This window comes from Stenotrophomonas sp. SMYL8 (genome assembly GCF_036320065.1).
In the GTDB taxonomy this organism is placed as follows: domain Bacteria; phylum Pseudomonadota; class Gammaproteobacteria; order Xanthomonadales; family Xanthomonadaceae; genus Stenotrophomonas; species Stenotrophomonas maltophilia_A.
This window is the reverse complement of sequence record NZ_JAWIRR010000010.1, coordinates 39,410-55,313: the sequence shown is the minus strand read 5'-3', so window position 1 is coordinate 55,313 and position 15,904 is coordinate 39,410. Positions and strand designations below refer to the sequence as shown.

The window sequence follows — 15,904 nt, the reverse complement described above, 5'->3', positions numbered from 1 at the left end:
GGGCTGGGCGGCCCCCCTAGCTCGGCCCCCCCCACCTCTACGTGCTCCAGGGGGCCCCCCCCCCCGGGGGGCCCCCACCATGGACCTGTAGCGCCCGACCGTTGGTCGGGCGACAATCGAATCAAAGGTAGCGCCCGACCGTTGGTCGGGCGACAACTGAACCAAGAGCTCCTCGTGCCCAAGACTTTCCATCGAACCGACCGTGTCTCCGCCCAGCTGCGCCGTGAACTCGGCACCCTGGTGCACAACGCCGTGCGCGAGCACGGGTTGCCCTCGGTGAGCGTGTCCGACGTGGAAATCACCCGCGACATGGCCCATGCCAAGGTATTCGTCACTGCGCTGATGCCGGAACGTTCGGCTGAAGCCGTGGCCGGCCTGAAGGAGCTGGGCTATCGCCTGCGCATGGACCTGGCCCGTGCGATGAAGCTGCGCCACGTGCCGGAGCTGCATTTCCACTACGACGACTCGGTCGACCGTGGTGAACACATCGACAACATCCTGCGCGACCTGCCCGATACGCTGGCCGCCGAGAAGCGTCGCGAGAGCGACGAAGAATAACCGCGCGACGCCGGGCATGCCCGGCGTTGTTGCATTCCGGCTGCGCGATGTCTGATGCAGACCGCGCTGCAGCAGTCGAGCATGGCTCGACTCTACAAACTCCTGTCATGACCCGAATTCAGTTCCGCCGCCTGGATGGCATCCTGCTGCTCGACAAGTCGACCGGCATGAGCTCCAACGCCGCCCTGCAGGTGGCCCGTCGCCTGTTCCGTGCCGAAAAGGGTGGCCATACCGGCAGCCTCGATCCGCTGGCCACCGGCCTGTTGCCGCTGTGCTTCGGCGAGGCGACCAAGATTGCCGGTCTGCTGCTCGGCTCGGCCAAGGCCTACGACGCCGAGATCATGCTGGGCCAGACCACCGACACTGACGATTCCGAAGGCCAGGTGCTGTTGCAGCGCCCGGTGCCTTCGATCAGTGCCGAGGCCCTGCAGGCGGCGCTGGCGCCGCTGACCGGCAGCATCCGCCAGCGTGCTCCGATCTATTCGGCACTGAAGCAGGGTGGGGAGCCGCTGTATGTGAAGGCCCGCCGCGGTGACGTCATCGAAGCGCCGGAGCGCGAGGTGCAGGTGCACGCCATCGAGGTGATGGAGCAGCAGCCCGAGCGGTTGCGGCTGCGCGTGACCTGCGGCTCCGGCACCTACATCCGCAGCCTGGCCCGCGACCTGGGCGAGGCACTGGGCTGCGGTGCCCACATCAGTGCGTTGCGCCGGCTCTGGGTCGAGCCGTTCCATGAACCGGCGATGGTCACCCTGGACCAGCTGCGGGCGATGGTCGAGGCCGGTGACGAGGCCGGGATGGACGCGCTGCTGCTGCCGCTGGCGGCCGGCCTGGCTGAATACCCGCGGGTCGACCTCGATGCCGACCAGGCCCACCGCTTCTGCGTCGGCCAGCGCCAGCGGGACCTGTCCTGGCCGCATGGCCTGGTGGCCGTGTTTGGCCCGGACGATGCTGTCCAGGGCCTGGGCCAGGTCGATGACAGTGGCCTGCTGGCCCCGCAGCGTCGTTTCAACCTCTGACCTGGGCCGGGCGGTTCAGCCCCGGTCCTTGTCCCGGAAGCCCCCGACCGTTACAATTTCGCGGCCGTTTTCCGGCAGCCTGCCTCGCGCAGGTTTCATCCTCGTAGTCCACGGCGAGCCTGGCGGTGCGCGAAGCGCGTTCCTGCCGGCCACGCATCACAGAGAAAAAAGAAATGTCGATCGACACCCAGAAGGTCATTGAAGACAACAAGCGCAGCTCGGCTGACACCGGCTCCCCGGAAGTCCAGGTTGCACTGCTGACCGCCCGCATCGAACTGCTGACCGGCCACTTCAAGACCCACAAGAAGGACCACCACAGCCGCCGCGGCCTGCTGCAGATGGTCAACCGCCGTCGCAGCCTGCTCGACTACCTGAAGAAGAAGGACGTCGAGCGTTACAAGGCCCTGATCGAGAAGCTTGGCCTGCGTCGCTAAGCAACGAATCCCCCGCGGCGCAGCGATGCGCCGCGGTTTTGTTTTGTAGCACCGCAATCCCCGATTCAGGCCGGAACGATCCGGCCACCCGCTGGCGGCAAGGGTCGCCGACGGTCCAAATTCGCAGACAGCATCCCCAAGGACACCCTCCGTGGCAAAAATCACCAAAACCTTCCAGTACGGCAAGCACACCGTCACGCTCGAGACCGGCGAAGTCGCCCGTCAGGCCAGCGGTGCCGTCATCGTCAAGATGGACGACACCGTACTGCTGGTCACCGCCGTCGCCGCCAAGAGCGCGCGCGAAGGCCAGGACTTCTTCCCGCTGACCGTCGATTATCAGGAAAAGTTCTACGCCGGCGGCCGTATCCCGGGTGGTTTCTTCAAGCGTGAGGGCCGTGCGACCGAGAAGGAAACCCTGATCTCGCGTCTGATCGACCGTCCGATCCGTCCGCTGTTCCCGGAAGACTACAAGAACGAAGTGCAGATCATCGCCACGGTCATGTCGTTGAACCCGGACGTGGACGGCGACATCCCGGCCCTGATCGGCGCCTCGGCTGCCCTGGCCCTGGCCGGCACCCCGTTCATGGGTCCGATCGGCGCTGCCAAGGTCGGTTACAAGAACGGCGAGTACATCCTGAACCCGACCGTCAGCGAACTGGCTGACTCGCAGCTGGAACTGGTCGTCGCCGGTACCTCCAACGCTGTGCTGATGGTCGAATCCGAAGCCGCGCTGCTGTCCGAAGAAGTGATGCTGGGCGCCGTGACCTTCGGTCACCGCGAAATGCAGAAGGTCATCAACGCGATCAACGAGCTGACCGTCGAAGCCGGCACCAAGCCGTCGACCTGGGAAGCTCCGGCCAAGAACGACGCGCTGATCTCCGCCCTGAAGGAAGCCATCGGCCCGCGCCTGGGCGAAGCCTTCCAGGTGCGTGACAAGCTGCAGCGCCGTGACGCCATCTCGGCGATCAAGAAGGACGTGGTCGAAACCCTGGCTGGCCGCGTGGCCGCTGAAGGCTGGAACCCGGCCGAGCTGTCGAAGGAATTCGGCGAGCTGGAATACCGCACCATGCGTGACTCGGTGCTGGACACCAAGGTCCGTATCGACGGCCGTGCGCTGGACACCGTCCGCCCGATCGCCGTGAAGACCGGCGTGCTGCCGCGTACCCACGGTTCCTCGCTGTTCACCCGCGGCGAAACCCAGGCCATCGTGACCATCACCCTGGGCACCGCCCGTGACGGCCAGGTCATCGACGCCGTTGCCGGTGAGTACAAGGAAAACTTCCTGTTCCACTACAACTTCCCTCCGTTCTCGGTGGGTGAGTGCGGCCGCATGATGGGCCCGAAGCGCCGCGAAATCGGCCACGGTCGCCTGGCCAAGCGCGGCGTGCTGGCTGTCATGCCGTCGCTGGAAGCCTTCCCGTACACCATCCGCGTCGTCTCGGAAATCACCGAGTCGAACGGTTCCTCGTCGATGGCCTCGGTCTGCGGTTCGTCGCTGGCCCTGATGGACGCCGGCGTGCCGGTGAAGGCGCCGGTTGCCGGTATCGCCATGGGTCTGGTCAAGGAAGGCGAGCGCTTCGTCGTCCTGTCCGACATCCTGGGTGACGAAGATCACCTGGGCGACATGGACTTCAAGGTGGCCGGTACCGCTGAGGGCATCTCCGCCCTGCAGATGGACATCAAGATCGAAGGCATCACCGAAGAGATCATGAAGCAGGCCCTGCAGCAGGCCAAGGCTGGCCGTCTGCACATCCTGGGCGAAATGGCCCACGGCCTGACCGCTCCGCGTGAAGAGCTGTCGGACTACGCGCCGCGCCTGCTGACCATCAAGATCCACCCGGACAAGATCCGCGAAGTGATCGGCAAGGGTGGCTCGACCATCCAGGCCATCACCAAGGAAACCGGCACCCAGATCGACATCCAGGACGACGGCACCATCGTCATCGCTTCGGTCAACGCCATCGCTGCCCAGGCCGCCAAGGCCCGCATCGAGCAGATCACCTCGGACGTCGAGCCGGGCCGCATCTACGAAGGCAAGGTCGCCAAGATCATGGACTTCGGTGCGTTCGTCACGATCCTGCCGGGCAAGGACGGTCTGGTCCACGTGTCGCAGATCTCCAGCGATCGCGTCGAGAAGGTCGGCGACGTGCTGAAGGAAGGCGATGTGGTCAAGGTCAAGGTGCTGGAAGTCGACAAGCAGGGCCGTATCCGCCTGTCGATGAAGGCCGTGGAAGAAGGCGAAGCCGCCAGCGCCGAGTAATCGACCTCCGGTCGATTACGGTAGGTGTCAACCTTGGTTGACACGCTTCTGGAATCGCTGAATTGAAAAAGCGGGCTTCGGCCCGCTTTTTCTTTGCCTCGCTGGTATCAAGAACCGCGCACCCAGGTCGTTGCATGTCCTGCCGCAGTGCACGAGAGGCGCTATGCAGCCATCGTTCTGTCGCGGTTGCGCGGATCGCACCTGTCCACTGGACGACATGCCGCGACAACCGTCCCACAGCCCCATCCGTTTGCTAACGTGGCGGCGCCTTCGAACCGGGAGATCCCATGTTCCGCCAGACTGTGGCTGCCCTTGCCGTGCTGATTGCCGGTGCTTTGCCCATGGCCGTGCATGCGGCACCCGCGCAGCCGCCGATCTTCGGTGCCTACTACCCCGGTGGTTCGGCCGAGCGCTACCCGGTGTCGAGCATTCCGGCCGAGCGCCTCACCCACCTGTTCTACGCGTTCTCCACCATCGAGGACGGGCGCTGCACGATCGGTGCGGAAGCGCCGAAGAATTTCGCGGCGCTGGCCGAGCTGAAGAAGGCGCACCCGCATCTGCGCACGTTGATTTCGATCGGTGGCTGGGGCGCAGGTGGATTCTCCGATGCAGCGCTGACCGAGGCCAGCCGCAAGCGCCTGGTCGACTCATGCATGGCGCTGTTCTTCGATCGTCATGCTGGCAGTTTCGATGGCGTGGACATCGACTGGGAGTTCCCGGTCAGTGGCGGGCCGAAGGAGCTCGCACACCGTCCGCAGGACCGCGCCAATCTGACCCGGCTCGCGCAGGCGTTCCGCGTGGCCCTTGATGCGCATGGCCGCAAGGCGGGGCAGCCGATGCTGTTGACCGCCGCACTGGCCGCCGGTCGCCTGCAGACCGATGGCCCCTACGATCCAGCCGCAAGCTATGACCTGCCGGCGCTGGCCAAGGTGTTCGATTTCATCAACCTGATGAGCTACGACATGGGCACCGGCTTCTCGGTGGTGTCGACGTTCAATGCGCCCCTGCATGAAGTGCCGACCGATCCGCTGGCGCCGGAACTGCGGCGCTGGAACAACGTTGCCGGCGCGGTGCAGTACTACCGCGAGCGCGGGGTGCCAGCCCACAAGCTGGTGCTGGGTGTGCCGTTCTACGGGCGCGGCTTCAAGGTCACCGGCGATGCGCCGGATGGGCTGTACCAGTCCTACAGTGCACCGGCCGATGCCGGCGACTGGCGCGTGATCAAGGCGCGCTATCTCGACCAGCCGGGCTGGACGAAGCACTGGCAACCACAGGCGCAGAGCCCGTGGCTGTACAACGCCGAGCAGAAGGTTTTCATCAGCTATGAAGACCCGCGCTCGATCGGCCTGCGTGCGCAGTTCGCCCGCGAGCAGGGCCTGGCCGGCGTCTTCATGTGGGAGCTGACCGGCGACGACGAACAGGCCAGCCTGCTCAACGCCATGCTGGGCCCTTGGCAGAAGGCACGCATCGGCGATTGAGCTGCATCAGGCGATGTCCGGCGCCACGCCGCAACGCCATCGGCCCGACTCCGCACAGCATGTCCATGCCCGCAGCGTTACGCTGCGGGCATGATCCATCTCGAACGCCTGGACCACCTGGTCCTCACCGTCGCCGACATCGACCGCAGCTGTGATTTCTACCAGCGCGTGCTCGGCATGCAGGTCGTGCACTTCGGCGCGGGCCGCACCGCACTGCAGTTCGGCCAGCAGAAGATCAACCTGCATCCGGCCAGCGCCCCGCTGCAACCGCATGCGCTGCGGCCCATGCCGGGCAGCGCCGATCTGTGCCTGGTCACGCGCACGGCGACGACCGATGTGCTGGCCCACCTGCAGGCGCAGTCCGTTGCAGTGGAGGAGGGGCCGGTGGCACGTACTGGCGCGCTGGGGCCGATCGAATCGGTGTACTTCCGCGACCCGGATGGCAACCTGATCGAAGTGAGTCGTTACCCCGGCGAGGCATGATCCTGCTTGGGTAGCGTCGAGCTTGCTCGACGGTGCTTGGCGCGAAATCAACAGCTGTCGAGCAAGCTCGACGCTACAGGGAGCGTTGCGCGTAACGGTCGGTAGCGCCGGGCCATGCCCGGCGAAGGCTCAGTTTGCCCAGACGCTGTTGGGATCGCCGTTGCGGGCGCGGCGTTGGCTGGCCACAGCCAGGCGGGCGAAGCCGAAGGCCATGGCCAGCGCGATGGCATCGACCCAGAACAGCGGCCAGTGGCCACGCGCGGCAGCACGCCACAGCCAGTCACCATTGAGCGCGCCATGCAGGATCGGCACCAGTGCGGTACTGATCGCCGCCGCCCACAGCAGTTCGCGTGCCGCCTGCGCCGGGCGTCGCAGCGCGGCCCACAGCGCACAGGCCGCCCAGCTGCCGAAGCAGGCCCAGCGGATGCCGTGATCGACCGCGGACGGTGCCAGCCGCTCCAGCACCAGTGCGGTGACGAACGCCACCGAAATCGCAACGCACAGCCCGATGCAGACGCCGACCGTGGCCCGTGCCATGTTCACGCCGGCACGCGGTTGCTGCGGCTGGCGACGCTTGCGCCGCGATTCGATCCACAACAGGTTGCCGGAGTAGAACAGGAAGGCACCGCCAAGGCCGAGCAGGAAGTACAGCCAGACCACCACGCCGTTGCCGAACTCGCCGAAGTGCAGGGCATAGGCCGCGCTGAGCGTGGCGTGGTTGGCGTCGCGCTGGCCGGGCAGCTGCGAGGCCAGGACGTTGCCGGTGGCCACGTCCAGTGCCACCGCGCCGAGCGGGCCGAGCGTTCCGGTGGATTCGCCGGTGATCTCGATGGTGGCGTTGGCATCGCCGGCGTTGGCCAGCTTCAGGTAGGCCGGTTCGAAATTGGCCACGCCCTGTGCGCGGGCCACTTCAAGCGCGCGTGCATGCAGCAGGCGCAGGCTGCCCGGCGGTGCCGGGATGCCGCTTGCGTCGCGCACGGGCGCGGTGTCCATTGCGGTCGGCACCGCCTGCAGGGCCTTGCCGTCGTAGATCAACGGGTTGAGCAGGGCCATCTGCACGAACACCAGGCAGAGCAGGGCACCGGTCACCGCGAACATCAGATGGAAGGGCAGGCTGAGCACGCCGATCACGTTGTGCGCGTCCTGCCACAGCTGCTTCAGGTTGCGGCCCGGACGCAGCGCGAACAGATCACCGAACAGCTTCGGCAGGTGGATCACCAGGCCGCTGAGCAGGGCCATGCCATACAGCAGGCTGACGATGCCCATCACGTAGATGCCGGCCACCGGCAGTCCGAGGCTGTAATGCAGCTCGTTGACCAGTTCGGCCAGCCCGGTCTGTGGCGGCGTGGTGCTGCCGGCGATCTGTCCCGGCCAGGCGTAGCGCCAGCTGCCGTCATCGGCCTGCCAGTAGGCCAGTGGCTGCGGGTGTTCGGTGCCGGGGAAGGTCATGCCGACGTGGCGGCGCGCTTCCGGATGCGCGGCAAGCACGTCTTCCAGCAGGTACTGCGCGTCGTCCAGGCCGGCGGGGAGTGCGGTGGCTGCACCGGGCGTCTGCCACAGCGGCAGGTCGTGGTGGAACAGGGTCAGCGCACCCGCGTAGAAGGCCACGAACAGGCCGAAGCCGGCAACCAGGCCGACCCAGGTGTGCAGGGTGGTGAACGTGCGCAGCGTCTGCGAACTGAACTTCATGGGAAAGGTCTCATTGCACCGCGCCGGTCAGGCGCAGCAGCCCGAGCACGGCGAAGCCGGCGGCGGCGCTGCCGGCCAGCACCAGCCAGGCGCGCAGCGCGCTGCGGAAACTGAACGCCCACAGGGCGGCCAGCATCCACAGCGGGATGAAGGCGATGAGGGTCGGCACCAGCGCCCGTTGCCACGGGCCGGGCGGCAGCCACGCCAGCAGGCCGGTGACGGCGGCGGCCAGGAGGAAGCCGGCCACGATGCCGGCGAAGGCGCGCGGCCACATCACGGCGACTCCGTGCCGGGGCGATGCCAGGCGGCCAGTGCCGGCAGCAGCATCGCCGCCAGCATCCAGGTGCACAGCATCGCCACCAGGCCGGCGGCAAAACCGAGCTCGGCCATCCACAGCCACAGCGCGGCGGCAGCGGCGACCAGGCCGATCTGGCGGCCAAGGCGGCCGGCACGGCGCAGGCGCGGCCAGCGGCAGTGTGGCGAGGCGGCATAGAAGGCCAGCGCCGAGAACATCGCCGCCAGCATGCCCAGGCTGCAGAAGCCGAGCGTGGAAAGGCCGACGGTGATCATCGCGGGCAGCCGGCGCGGCGGCGGGCCGGCGAACGCGGGACACGGGCGGGGCCGGCGGGAGCCGGTCGGAGCGGGTGGCGCATCACGGGGTCCTGGGGGGAAGCGGGCAGGCTGGCACGGGGCGACCTGCGGCGACATGGTAATCATTGCAATTTCCCCCCGCCAGCGAGGCCCATTCAGCGGACCGTACGGTAGCCCTTGGGCTTTCCGCCGGGCTGGTTTAAGATCATCGCAGAACCCTGACTGGAACAAGGTGGCCCGCGCCCAGCGCCGGCCGAGCGTGCGACATGAGCACTACCACCGCCCACTGTTGACCTGCCCCCGAAGGCCCTGTGTTCCAGGCGCCCTCGCGGCGCTTTTTTATTGCCCGGGCGCCGCCCCGGGAACGCTTTCCAGCCCGCCCAGCGGGCCCCGCACGAAGCCACTGCGATGATCAACATTACTCTTCCCGACGGCAGCCGCCGCGAATTCGAAAATCCCGTCAGCGTCATGGAGGTCGCCCAGTCGATCGGCGCCGGCCTGGCCAAGGCCACCATCGCCGGTGCCGTGGATGGCGTGCTGGTCGATGCCAGCGACGTCATCGACCACGATGCCAGCCTGCGCATTATCACCGCCAAGGACGAGGAGGGCGTGGAGATCATCCGCCACTCCTGCGCCCACCTGGTCGGCCACGCCGTCAAGCAGCTGTACCCGGACGTGAAGATGGTGATCGGCCCGGTGATCGCCGAGGGCTTCTACTACGACATCTACTCCGAGCGCCCGTTCACCCCGGACGACATGGCCGCGATCGAGAAGCGCATGGGTGAACTGATCGCCCAGGACTACGACGTCATCAAGAAGGTGACGCCGCGCGCCGAAGTGATCGAGATCTTCAAGACCCGTGGCGAGGACTACAAGCTGCGCCTGATCGAGGACATGTCCGACGACATCCAGGCGATGGGCATGTATTACCACCAGGAATACGTGGACATGTGCCGCGGCCCGCACGTGCCGAACACGCGCTTCCTGAAGGCCTTCAAGCTGACCCGCATCTCCGGTGCCTACTGGCGCGGTGACGCGCAGAACGAGCAGCTGCAGCGCATCTACGGCACCGCCTGGGCCGACAAGAAGCAGCTCGAGGCGTACATCAAGCGCATCGAAGAAGCCGAGATGCGCGACCACCGCCGCATCGGCAAGCAGCAGGACCTGTTCCACCTGCAGGAAGAAGCGCCGGGCCTGGTGTTCTGGCACCCGAAGGGCTGGGCACTGTGGCAGGTGGTCGAGCAGTACATGCGCAAGGTGTACCGCAAGACCGGCTACGGCGAAGTGCGCTGCCCGCAGATCCTGGACGTGAGCCTGTGGCAGAAATCCGGCCACTGGGACAACTACCAGGACGCGATGTTCTTCACCGAATCGGAGAAGCGCACCTACGCGCTCAAGCCGATGAACTGCCCGGGCCACGTGCAGGTGTTCAACCAGGGCCTGCACAGCTACCGCGACCTGCCGATCCGCTATGGTGAGTTCGGTGCCTGCCACCGCAACGAGCCGTCCGGCGCGCTGCACGGCATCCTGCGCGTGCGTGGTTTCACCCAGGACGACGGCCACGTGTTCTGCACGGAAAACCAGGTCGAGGCGGAAGTGACCGCGTTCCACCAGCAGGCGCTGGCGGTCTACCAGCACTTCGGCTTCGATGAGATCCAGGTCAAGATCGCGCTGCGTCCGGAATCGCGCCTGGGCGATGACGCTACCTGGGACAAGGCCGAGGGCGCGCTGCGCTCGGCACTGTCCAGCAATGGGGTGGAGTGGCAGGAGCTGCCGGGCGAGGGCGCCTTCTACGGCCCGAAGATCGAGTACCACCTGAAGGACGCGATCGGCCGTACCTGGCAGCTGGGCACCATGCAGGTCGACTTCATGATGCCGGGCCGTCTGGGCGCCGAGTACGTGGACGAGAACAGCCAGAAGAAGCACCCGGTCATGCTGCATCGCGCCATCGTGGGCTCGATGGAGCGCTTCCTGGGCATCCTGATCGAGCACCATGCCGGCCAGTTCCCGACCTGGCTGGCGCCGACCCAGGTGGTGGTGGCCAACATCACCGACGCTCAGGCCGAGTACGTCTCGGGCGTGACCAAAACCCTTGCGGAGCAAGGCTTCCGCGTCAGCTCGGATTTGCGTAACGAGAAGATCGGCTATAAAATCCGCGAGCATACGTTGCAGCGCGTGCCCTACCTGCTGGTCATTGGTGACCGCGAGAAGGAAAATGGGGCTGTGGCGGTGCGTACGCGTTCTGGCGAAGACCTGGGCAGCATGAGCCTGCAGGCCTTCATCGAGCGGCTCCAGGCCGAGGGCGCGTAAGCAAAGGTCCGGTCCGGGGGCACAGGCACCCGGACCGGTTCGATACCCTTGGGAGAACGTAATATCAGCACCCCTGACAACAAACAGAACCGCAAGAATCAGGAAATCCGTGTGCCGCGCGTCCGCGTGATCGGCAGTGACGGAGAAATGATCGGCGTGTTGTCGCGCGACGAAGCGCTGTCCATGGCCGAAGATGAAGGCCTGGACCTGGTCGAAATCCAGCCGCAGGCCGATCCGCCGGTCTGCAAGATCATGGACTTCGGCAAGTTCAAGTTCGAAGCGCAGAAGAAGGCCAGCGAGGCCAAGAAGAAGACCAAGCAGGTCGAGATCAAGGAAGTGAAGTTCCGTCCGGTCACGGACGAGGGCGACTACCAGATCAAGCTGCGCAAGATGCGCGGGTTCCTCGAAGATGGTGACAAGATCAAGGTCAACATCCGTTTCCGTGGCCGTGAAATGAGCCACCAGGAACTGGGCCGCGAAATGGCCAACCGGATCGAGACCGATCTGGGCGAGGACATCGTCATTGAATCCCGTCCGCGCCTGGAAGGGCGTCAGATGGTCATGATGATCGCGCCGAAGAAGAAGACCTGAGGCCTGACGGGCCGCCTTCCGGGGCGCCTGGCTGAATGGTTCAGGGTAGAGGGACGCCATGGGCGTCCCTTTGCTTTTGCAGGAAGCCGGTGAATTGCCGGCGAAAGGGTTGCAGGGGCTGGTGGCAGGGCGGTTTTGCCTGTATCATGCCCGGCTCGACCCACCCAGGACGGGTCGTACGCCGATCATGGCAGGACGGAAAGAGCGGCCCAGGCCGCCGCCAGATCAGTCAGAAACCAGGGTCATATCCCATCAAGGACATTGCAATGCCCAAGATCAAGACCAACCGGGCAGCGGCCAAGCGTTTCCGCAAGACCGCCTCGGGCAAGTACAAGTGCGGCCACGCCAACCGTAGCCACATCCTCACGAAGAAAGCGACCAAGCGTAAGCGTAATCTGCGTCAGACGGGCCATGTCCGTGCAGAAGACGCAGGCCGTCTGGACCGCATGCTCCCTTACCTCTGAGGAACTGAAAAATGGCACGAGTTAAGCGTGGCGTACAGGCGCGTCGCCGCCACAAGAAGATTCTGGATCTCGCCAAGGGCTATTACAACGCCCGTCGCAAGGTCTTCCGCGTCGCCAAGCAGGCGGTCATCAAGGCACAGCAGTACGCCTACATCGGCCGTAAGCAGAAGAAGCGCAACTTCCGTTCGCTGTGGATCACCCGTATCAATGCGGCTGCCCGCATCAACGGCCTGAGCTACAGCCGCTTCATGAACGGTCTGCTGAAGGCCGGCATCACCCTGGATCGCAAGGTCCTGGCTGACATCGCCGTGCACGACGCAGCCGGCTTTACCGCGCTGGCCGAAAAGGCCAAGGGCGCGCTGGCGGCATAAGTCCTTCCCGATGCCGTAACCGTTCACTCGGAACGGTGTCAGGTCAAGGCAATGCATGGGGAAGGGCGCAAGTCCTTCCCCATTCTTTTTTGGGTCCCGGCGAGGCCATGACGGCAGCGCGGGGACGGCGGTGGCGACAGGGGTCGGCCCTTCGCGCATCGCGATGGCAGATCGACTGGAGTTCCGGCCCCCCATGAGCGACATCCAATCCCTCACCACCCAGGCGCTGGCCGATGTGGCCGCCGCACAGAGCCCCGACGTGCTGGAACAGCTGCGTGTGGCCCTGCTTGGCAAGAGTGGCAGCATCACCTCGCAGCTCAAGCAGCTCGGCGCCCTGCCGGCCGACGAGCGCAAGGCCGCCGGTGAAGCGATCAACCAGGCCCGCGACGCGCTGACCCGCGCGCTGGGCGAGCGCAAGGCGCTGCTGGAAGACGCGGCACTGGATGCACGCCTGGCCGCCGAAACCATCGACATCACCCTGCCGGGCCGCAATGGCGACCGCGCCGGCCTGCATCCGATCACCCGCACCCTGGAGCGCATCACCGGCATCTTCGGCCGGCTGGGCTATGAGCTGTCGGAAGGGCCGGAGATCGAGGACGACTGGCACAACTTCGAGGCGCTGAACTTCCCGCCGCACCATCCGGCGCGCGCGATGCACGACACCTTCTACTTCGGCGACGGTCGCCTGCTGCGCACGCATACCTCCGGTGTGCAGGTGCGCTACATGGGCGACCACGCGCCGCCGCTGCGCATGATCGCCGCCGGCAAGGTGTACCGCAGCGACAGCGACCAGACCCATTCGCCGATGTTCCACCAGGTGGAAGGCCTGCTGGTGGACGAGCATTCGACCTTCGCCGACCTGAAGGGCACGCTGGCCGAGTTCGTGCGCGCCTTCTTCGAGCGCGATTTCGAGATGCGCTTCCGCCCGAGCTACTTCCCGTTCGTTGAACCGGGTGCGGAAGTGGACATCGCCTGGCAGCAGCCCGATGGCAGCACCCGCTGGCTGGAAGTGCTCGGCTGCGGCATGGTCCATCCGAACGTGCTGCGAAACGTCGGCATCGATCCGGAGCGCTACACCGGCTTCGCCTTCGGCATGGGCGTGGAGCGCTTCGCGATGCTGCGTTACGGCGTCAACGATCTGCGCGCGTTCTTCGAGAACGACGTGCGCTTCCTCAAGCAGTTCGCGTAAGCGCCGGTCCGTAGAGTCGAGCTTGCTCGACTGCTTCTAAATTCGCAGGCCCAGGCGCATGCGCCGGGCCCACCAGGGTGACACCATGAAATTCTCCGAAAACTGGCTGCGCAGCCACGTCCCGACCCGCGCTTCGCGCGATGAACTGAGTGCAGTGCTGACCGCCATCGGCCTGGAAGTGGAAGAAGTGACCGCGCTGGGCGAAGGCCTCGAACACGTGGTCGTGGCGCGCATCGTCGACGCCGTACGCCATCCGGAAGCCGACCGCCTGCAGGTGTGCAAGGTAGATGCCGGGCAGGGCGAGCTGCTGCAGATCGTGTGCGGCGCACCGAACGCACGTCCAGGCCTGGTTGCGCCGCTGGCGATGGTCGGCGCGCAGATTGGCGAGCTGAAGATCAAGCCGGCCAAGCTGCGCGGTGTCGAGTCCAACGGCATGCTGTGCTCGGCCAGGGAGCTGGGCCTGGACAACGATGCCTCCGGCCTGCTGGAACTGCCGGATGACGCACCGGTCGGCCAGGCTCTGGTCGAGTACTTGGGCCTGCCGGACGCCAGCATCGAGATCAAGCTGACCCCGAACCGCGCCGACTGCTTCAGCCTGCGCGGTATCGCCTACGACGTCGCCGCGGCCACCCGCAGCGACGTGCTGGATTTCACCGCCGAGACGATTCCCGCCATCGGCAGCCGTGAGCTGGCCATCCAGCTCGACGCCGGCGCCGAAGCACCGCGTTACCTGGGCCGCGTCATCGAAGGTGTCAACGCCGCCGCCGAGACCCCGCTGTGGATGGCCGAGCGCCTGCGCCGCAGTGGCGTGCGCCCGGTCTCGCTGCTGGTCGACATCACCCAGTACGTGATGCTCGAGCTCGGCCAGCCGATGCACGCGTACGACCTGGGCACCCTGCAGGGCAGCATCGCCGTGCGCCGCTCGCGCACAGGTGAAAGCCTGAAGCTGCTGGACGGCCGCGATGCCACGCTGGACGACAGCTTCCTGGTGGTCACCGACGCCGATCGTGCGGTCGGCCTGGCCGGCCTGATGGGCGGCTTCGACACCCGCGTCACCGACGCGACCACCGCCGTGTTCCTGGAAGCCGCGCACTTCGCGCCGGCCGCGATCATGGGCCGTGGCCGCAAGCTGGGCCTGCACACCGATGCCGGCCACCGCTTCGAGCGCGGTGTCGACCCGGCACTGCCGCGTACCGCCATCGAGTACGCCACCCGCCTGGTGCTGGACCTGGCCGGCGGCACCCCGGCGCCGGTCACCGAGGCCGTGCGTGAGGCCGATCTGCCGCAGCCGGCAACCATCGTGCTGCGCCGCGCCCGCATCACCCGCGTGCTCGGCATCAGCATCGACGATGCGGAAGTGGAGCGCATCCTGCGCGCGCTGGGCATGGACGTGGTTGCCACCGCCGACGGCTGGCAGGTCACGGCGCCGAGCCGGCGCTTCGACATCGCCATCGAAGAAGACCTGATCGAAGAGCTGGCGCGCATCCACGGTTACGAGCAGATCCCGACCACGCTGCCGGGCGGCGCCTCGCGCGTGGCGATGCCGAGCGAGACCCAGCTGGACGCGCTGAGCGTGCGTCGCCAGCTGGTCGCCCGTGATCAGCAGGAAACCGTCAATTTCGCTTTCGTCGACGATGCGCTGCTGAGCCAGTGGCAGCTGCGCGACGGCCTGGTACCGCTGGCCAACCCGCTGTCGGCCGAACTGGCGGTGATGCGCCCGTCGCTGCTGCCAGGCCTGGTCGCCACGTTGGGCCGCAACGCCGCCCGCCAGATCGGCCGCGTGCGCCTGTTCGAGTTGGGCCGCGTGTTCGCCCAGCAGGCCGGCGACGGCCGGCCGGCGCCGCTGGAAACCCCGCGCGTGGCCGCTGCGGTCTGTGGTGACGCACAGGCACTGCAGTGGGGCCTGCCGGCCCGCAAGGTCGATTTCCATGACCTGAAGGGCGATCTGGAATCGCTGGCCGCTGCCAGTGGTGCGGTACTGGAGTTCCGCCCGTCGGCCCGCCCCTACGGCCACCCGGCCCGTTCGGCCGAGGTGTTCCGCGATGGCGTGGCGATCGGCTGGATCGGTCAGATCCACCCGCGTCTGGCCAAGGCAATGGACATCGAAGCCGACGTCTATGCCTTCGAACTGGACCTGGGGCCGCTGACCGCCCGCCGCCTGCCGCGTGCCGGCGAGCTGTCGCGCTTCCCGGCAGTGCGCCGCGACCTGGCATTCCTGGTGCCTGAACAGGTGGCCTGGGCCGATCTCGCGGCCACCGTCCGCCAGGCTGCTGGCCCGCTGCTGCGCGACCTGAACCTGTTCGACCGCTACGTCGGCCAGGGCGTCGAGCCGGGATTCAAGAGTCTCGCTATGGGCTTGATTTTGCAGGACAAGTCGCGCACTCTGACGGACCGCGACGTGGATGCGGTGGTGGCCGAGGCGGTCACTGCCATCGAGCGTGAACATCACGCCCGGATCCGCGGCTGAGCG

At 66.6% G+C, this 15,904-nt stretch carries 15 protein-coding genes; 12 read left to right on the top strand and 3 right to left on the bottom strand.

The window, feature by feature from the left end; translation table 11 throughout:
• Positions 1-174 precede the first annotated feature (174 nt).
• From rbfA to V3B25_RS10365, 6 genes are all read left to right on the top strand, one after another.
• Positions 175-558, top strand: a complete 384-nt coding sequence (gene rbfA / locus V3B25_RS10390; protein ID WP_005410447.1) for a 30S ribosome-binding factor RbfA — start codon at positions 175-177, stop codon at positions 556-558.
• 107 nt (positions 559-665) lie between these two features.
• Positions 666-1,574 (top strand): tRNA pseudouridine(55) synthase TruB, encoded by a 909-nt coding sequence (truB, locus tag V3B25_RS10385; RefSeq protein WP_049423846.1) that lies wholly within the window; start codon positions 666-668, stop codon positions 1,572-1,574.
• Between the two features lie 173 nt (positions 1,575-1,747).
• The gene (gene rpsO / locus V3B25_RS10380) at positions 1,748-2,008 is read left to right on the top strand and encodes a 30S ribosomal protein S15 (RefSeq protein ID WP_005410445.1); all 261 of its coding nucleotides are present in this window, start codon (positions 1,748-1,750) and stop codon (positions 2,006-2,008) included.
• A 151-nt stretch (positions 2,009-2,159) separates the two neighbouring features.
• Positions 2,160-4,268: a polyribonucleotide nucleotidyltransferase gene (gene pnp, locus V3B25_RS10375; protein WP_125427128.1), complete on the top strand. Its 2,109-nt coding sequence runs from the start codon at positions 2,160-2,162 to the stop codon at positions 4,266-4,268.
• Between the two features lie 287 nt (positions 4,269-4,555).
• The gene (locus tag V3B25_RS10370; protein ID WP_329810631.1) at positions 4,556-5,746 is read left to right on the top strand and encodes a glycoside hydrolase family 18 protein; all 1,191 of its coding nucleotides are present in this window, start codon (positions 4,556-4,558) and stop codon (positions 5,744-5,746) included.
• A 90-nt stretch (positions 5,747-5,836) separates the two neighbouring features.
• Positions 5,837-6,229, top strand: a complete 393-nt coding sequence (locus tag V3B25_RS10365) for a VOC family protein (RefSeq protein WP_049423851.1) — start codon at positions 5,837-5,839, stop codon at positions 6,227-6,229.
• 129 nt (positions 6,230-6,358) lie between these two features.
• Here the strand turns inward: V3B25_RS10365 and V3B25_RS10360 are convergent, their stop codons facing one another.
• Genes V3B25_RS10360 through V3B25_RS10350 form a run of 3 tightly spaced genes read right to left on the bottom strand, consistent with a single transcriptional unit; the run spans position 6,359 to position 8,488 of the window.
• Entirely contained in the window at positions 6,359-7,918 is a 1,560-nt protein-coding gene (locus tag V3B25_RS10360) for a PepSY-associated TM helix domain-containing protein (RefSeq protein ID WP_149909456.1), read from the bottom strand.
• A gap of 10 nt (positions 7,919-7,928) precedes the next feature.
• Positions 7,929-8,192, bottom strand: coding sequence for a hypothetical protein (locus tag V3B25_RS10355; RefSeq protein WP_049401219.1), 264 nt, complete (start codon positions 8,190-8,192; stop codon positions 7,929-7,931).
• On the bottom strand, positions 8,192-8,488 hold the full coding sequence (locus tag V3B25_RS10350; RefSeq protein WP_005410439.1) for a hypothetical protein: 297 nt from the start codon (positions 8,486-8,488) through the stop codon (positions 8,192-8,194). Before V3B25_RS10350 ends, V3B25_RS10355 begins: the two co-directional genes overlap by 1 nt.
• A gap of 429 nt (positions 8,489-8,917) precedes the next feature.
• Here V3B25_RS10350 and thrS point away from each other — a divergent pair, with 429 nt between their 5' ends.
• The 6 genes from thrS (at position 8,918) to pheT (ending at position 15,901) form a co-directional block, all read left to right on the top strand.
• On the top strand, positions 8,918-10,819 hold the full coding sequence (gene thrS / locus V3B25_RS10345) for a threonine--tRNA ligase (RefSeq protein WP_121504558.1): 1,902 nt from the start codon (positions 8,918-8,920) through the stop codon (positions 10,817-10,819).
• Between the two features lie 63 nt (positions 10,820-10,882).
• On the top strand, positions 10,883-11,410 hold the full coding sequence (gene infC, locus V3B25_RS10340) for a translation initiation factor IF-3 (protein WP_074725076.1): 528 nt from the start codon (positions 10,883-10,885) through the stop codon (positions 11,408-11,410).
• Between the two features lie 266 nt (positions 11,411-11,676).
• Positions 11,677-11,874: a 50S ribosomal protein L35 gene (gene rpmI, locus V3B25_RS10335; protein WP_005410436.1), complete on the top strand. Its 198-nt coding sequence runs from the start codon at positions 11,677-11,679 to the stop codon at positions 11,872-11,874.
• Between the two features lie 11 nt (positions 11,875-11,885).
• A complete protein-coding gene (rplT, locus tag V3B25_RS10330) occupies positions 11,886-12,245 on the top strand; it encodes a 50S ribosomal protein L20 (protein WP_006380762.1) in 360 nt (119 codons plus the stop codon).
• 193 nt (positions 12,246-12,438) lie between these two features.
• Positions 12,439-13,434 (top strand): phenylalanine--tRNA ligase subunit alpha, encoded by a 996-nt coding sequence (locus V3B25_RS10325; protein WP_014037935.1) that lies wholly within the window; start codon positions 12,439-12,441, stop codon positions 13,432-13,434.
• Positions 13,435-13,519: 85 nt separating this feature from the next.
• The gene (gene pheT / locus V3B25_RS10320; protein WP_329810629.1) at positions 13,520-15,901 is read left to right on the top strand and encodes a phenylalanine--tRNA ligase subunit beta; all 2,382 of its coding nucleotides are present in this window, start codon (positions 13,520-13,522) and stop codon (positions 15,899-15,901) included.
• Positions 15,902-15,904 lie beyond the last annotated feature (3 nt).

What these genes read in the sequence shown, in the direction of transcription:
- pheT (WP_329810629.1), top strand. Translation starts at nt 13,520, where the DNA reads ATGAAATTCTCCGAAAACTGGCTGCGCAGCCACGTCCCGACCCGCGCT.
- rpmI (WP_005410436.1), top strand. Translation starts at nt 11,677, where the DNA reads ATGCCCAAGATCAAGACCAACCGGGCAGCGGCCAAGCGTTTCCGCAAG.
- rpsO (WP_005410445.1), top strand. Translation starts at nt 1,748, where the DNA reads ATGTCGATCGACACCCAGAAGGTCATTGAAGACAACAAGCGCAGCTCG.
- V3B25_RS10350 (WP_005410439.1), bottom strand. Translation starts at nt 8,488, where the DNA reads ATGATCACCGTCGGCCTTTCCACGCTCGGCTTCTGCAGCCTGGGCATG.
- V3B25_RS10370 (WP_329810631.1), top strand. Translation starts at nt 4,556, where the DNA reads ATGTTCCGCCAGACTGTGGCTGCCCTTGCCGTGCTGATTGCCGGTGCT.
- V3B25_RS10365 (WP_049423851.1), top strand. Translation starts at nt 5,837, where the DNA reads ATGATCCATCTCGAACGCCTGGACCACCTGGTCCTCACCGTCGCCGAC.
- V3B25_RS10325 (WP_014037935.1), top strand. Translation starts at nt 12,439, where the DNA reads ATGAGCGACATCCAATCCCTCACCACCCAGGCGCTGGCCGATGTGGCC.
- V3B25_RS10360 (WP_149909456.1), bottom strand. Translation starts at nt 7,918, where the DNA reads ATGAAGTTCAGTTCGCAGACGCTGCGCACGTTCACCACCCTGCACACC.
- thrS (WP_121504558.1), top strand. Translation starts at nt 8,918, where the DNA reads ATGATCAACATTACTCTTCCCGACGGCAGCCGCCGCGAATTCGAAAAT.
- V3B25_RS10355 (WP_049401219.1), bottom strand. Translation starts at nt 8,192, where the DNA reads ATGTGGCCGCGCGCCTTCGCCGGCATCGTGGCCGGCTTCCTCCTGGCC.
- rplT (WP_006380762.1), top strand. Translation starts at nt 11,886, where the DNA reads ATGGCACGAGTTAAGCGTGGCGTACAGGCGCGTCGCCGCCACAAGAAG.
- truB (WP_049423846.1), top strand. Translation starts at nt 666, where the DNA reads ATGACCCGAATTCAGTTCCGCCGCCTGGATGGCATCCTGCTGCTCGAC.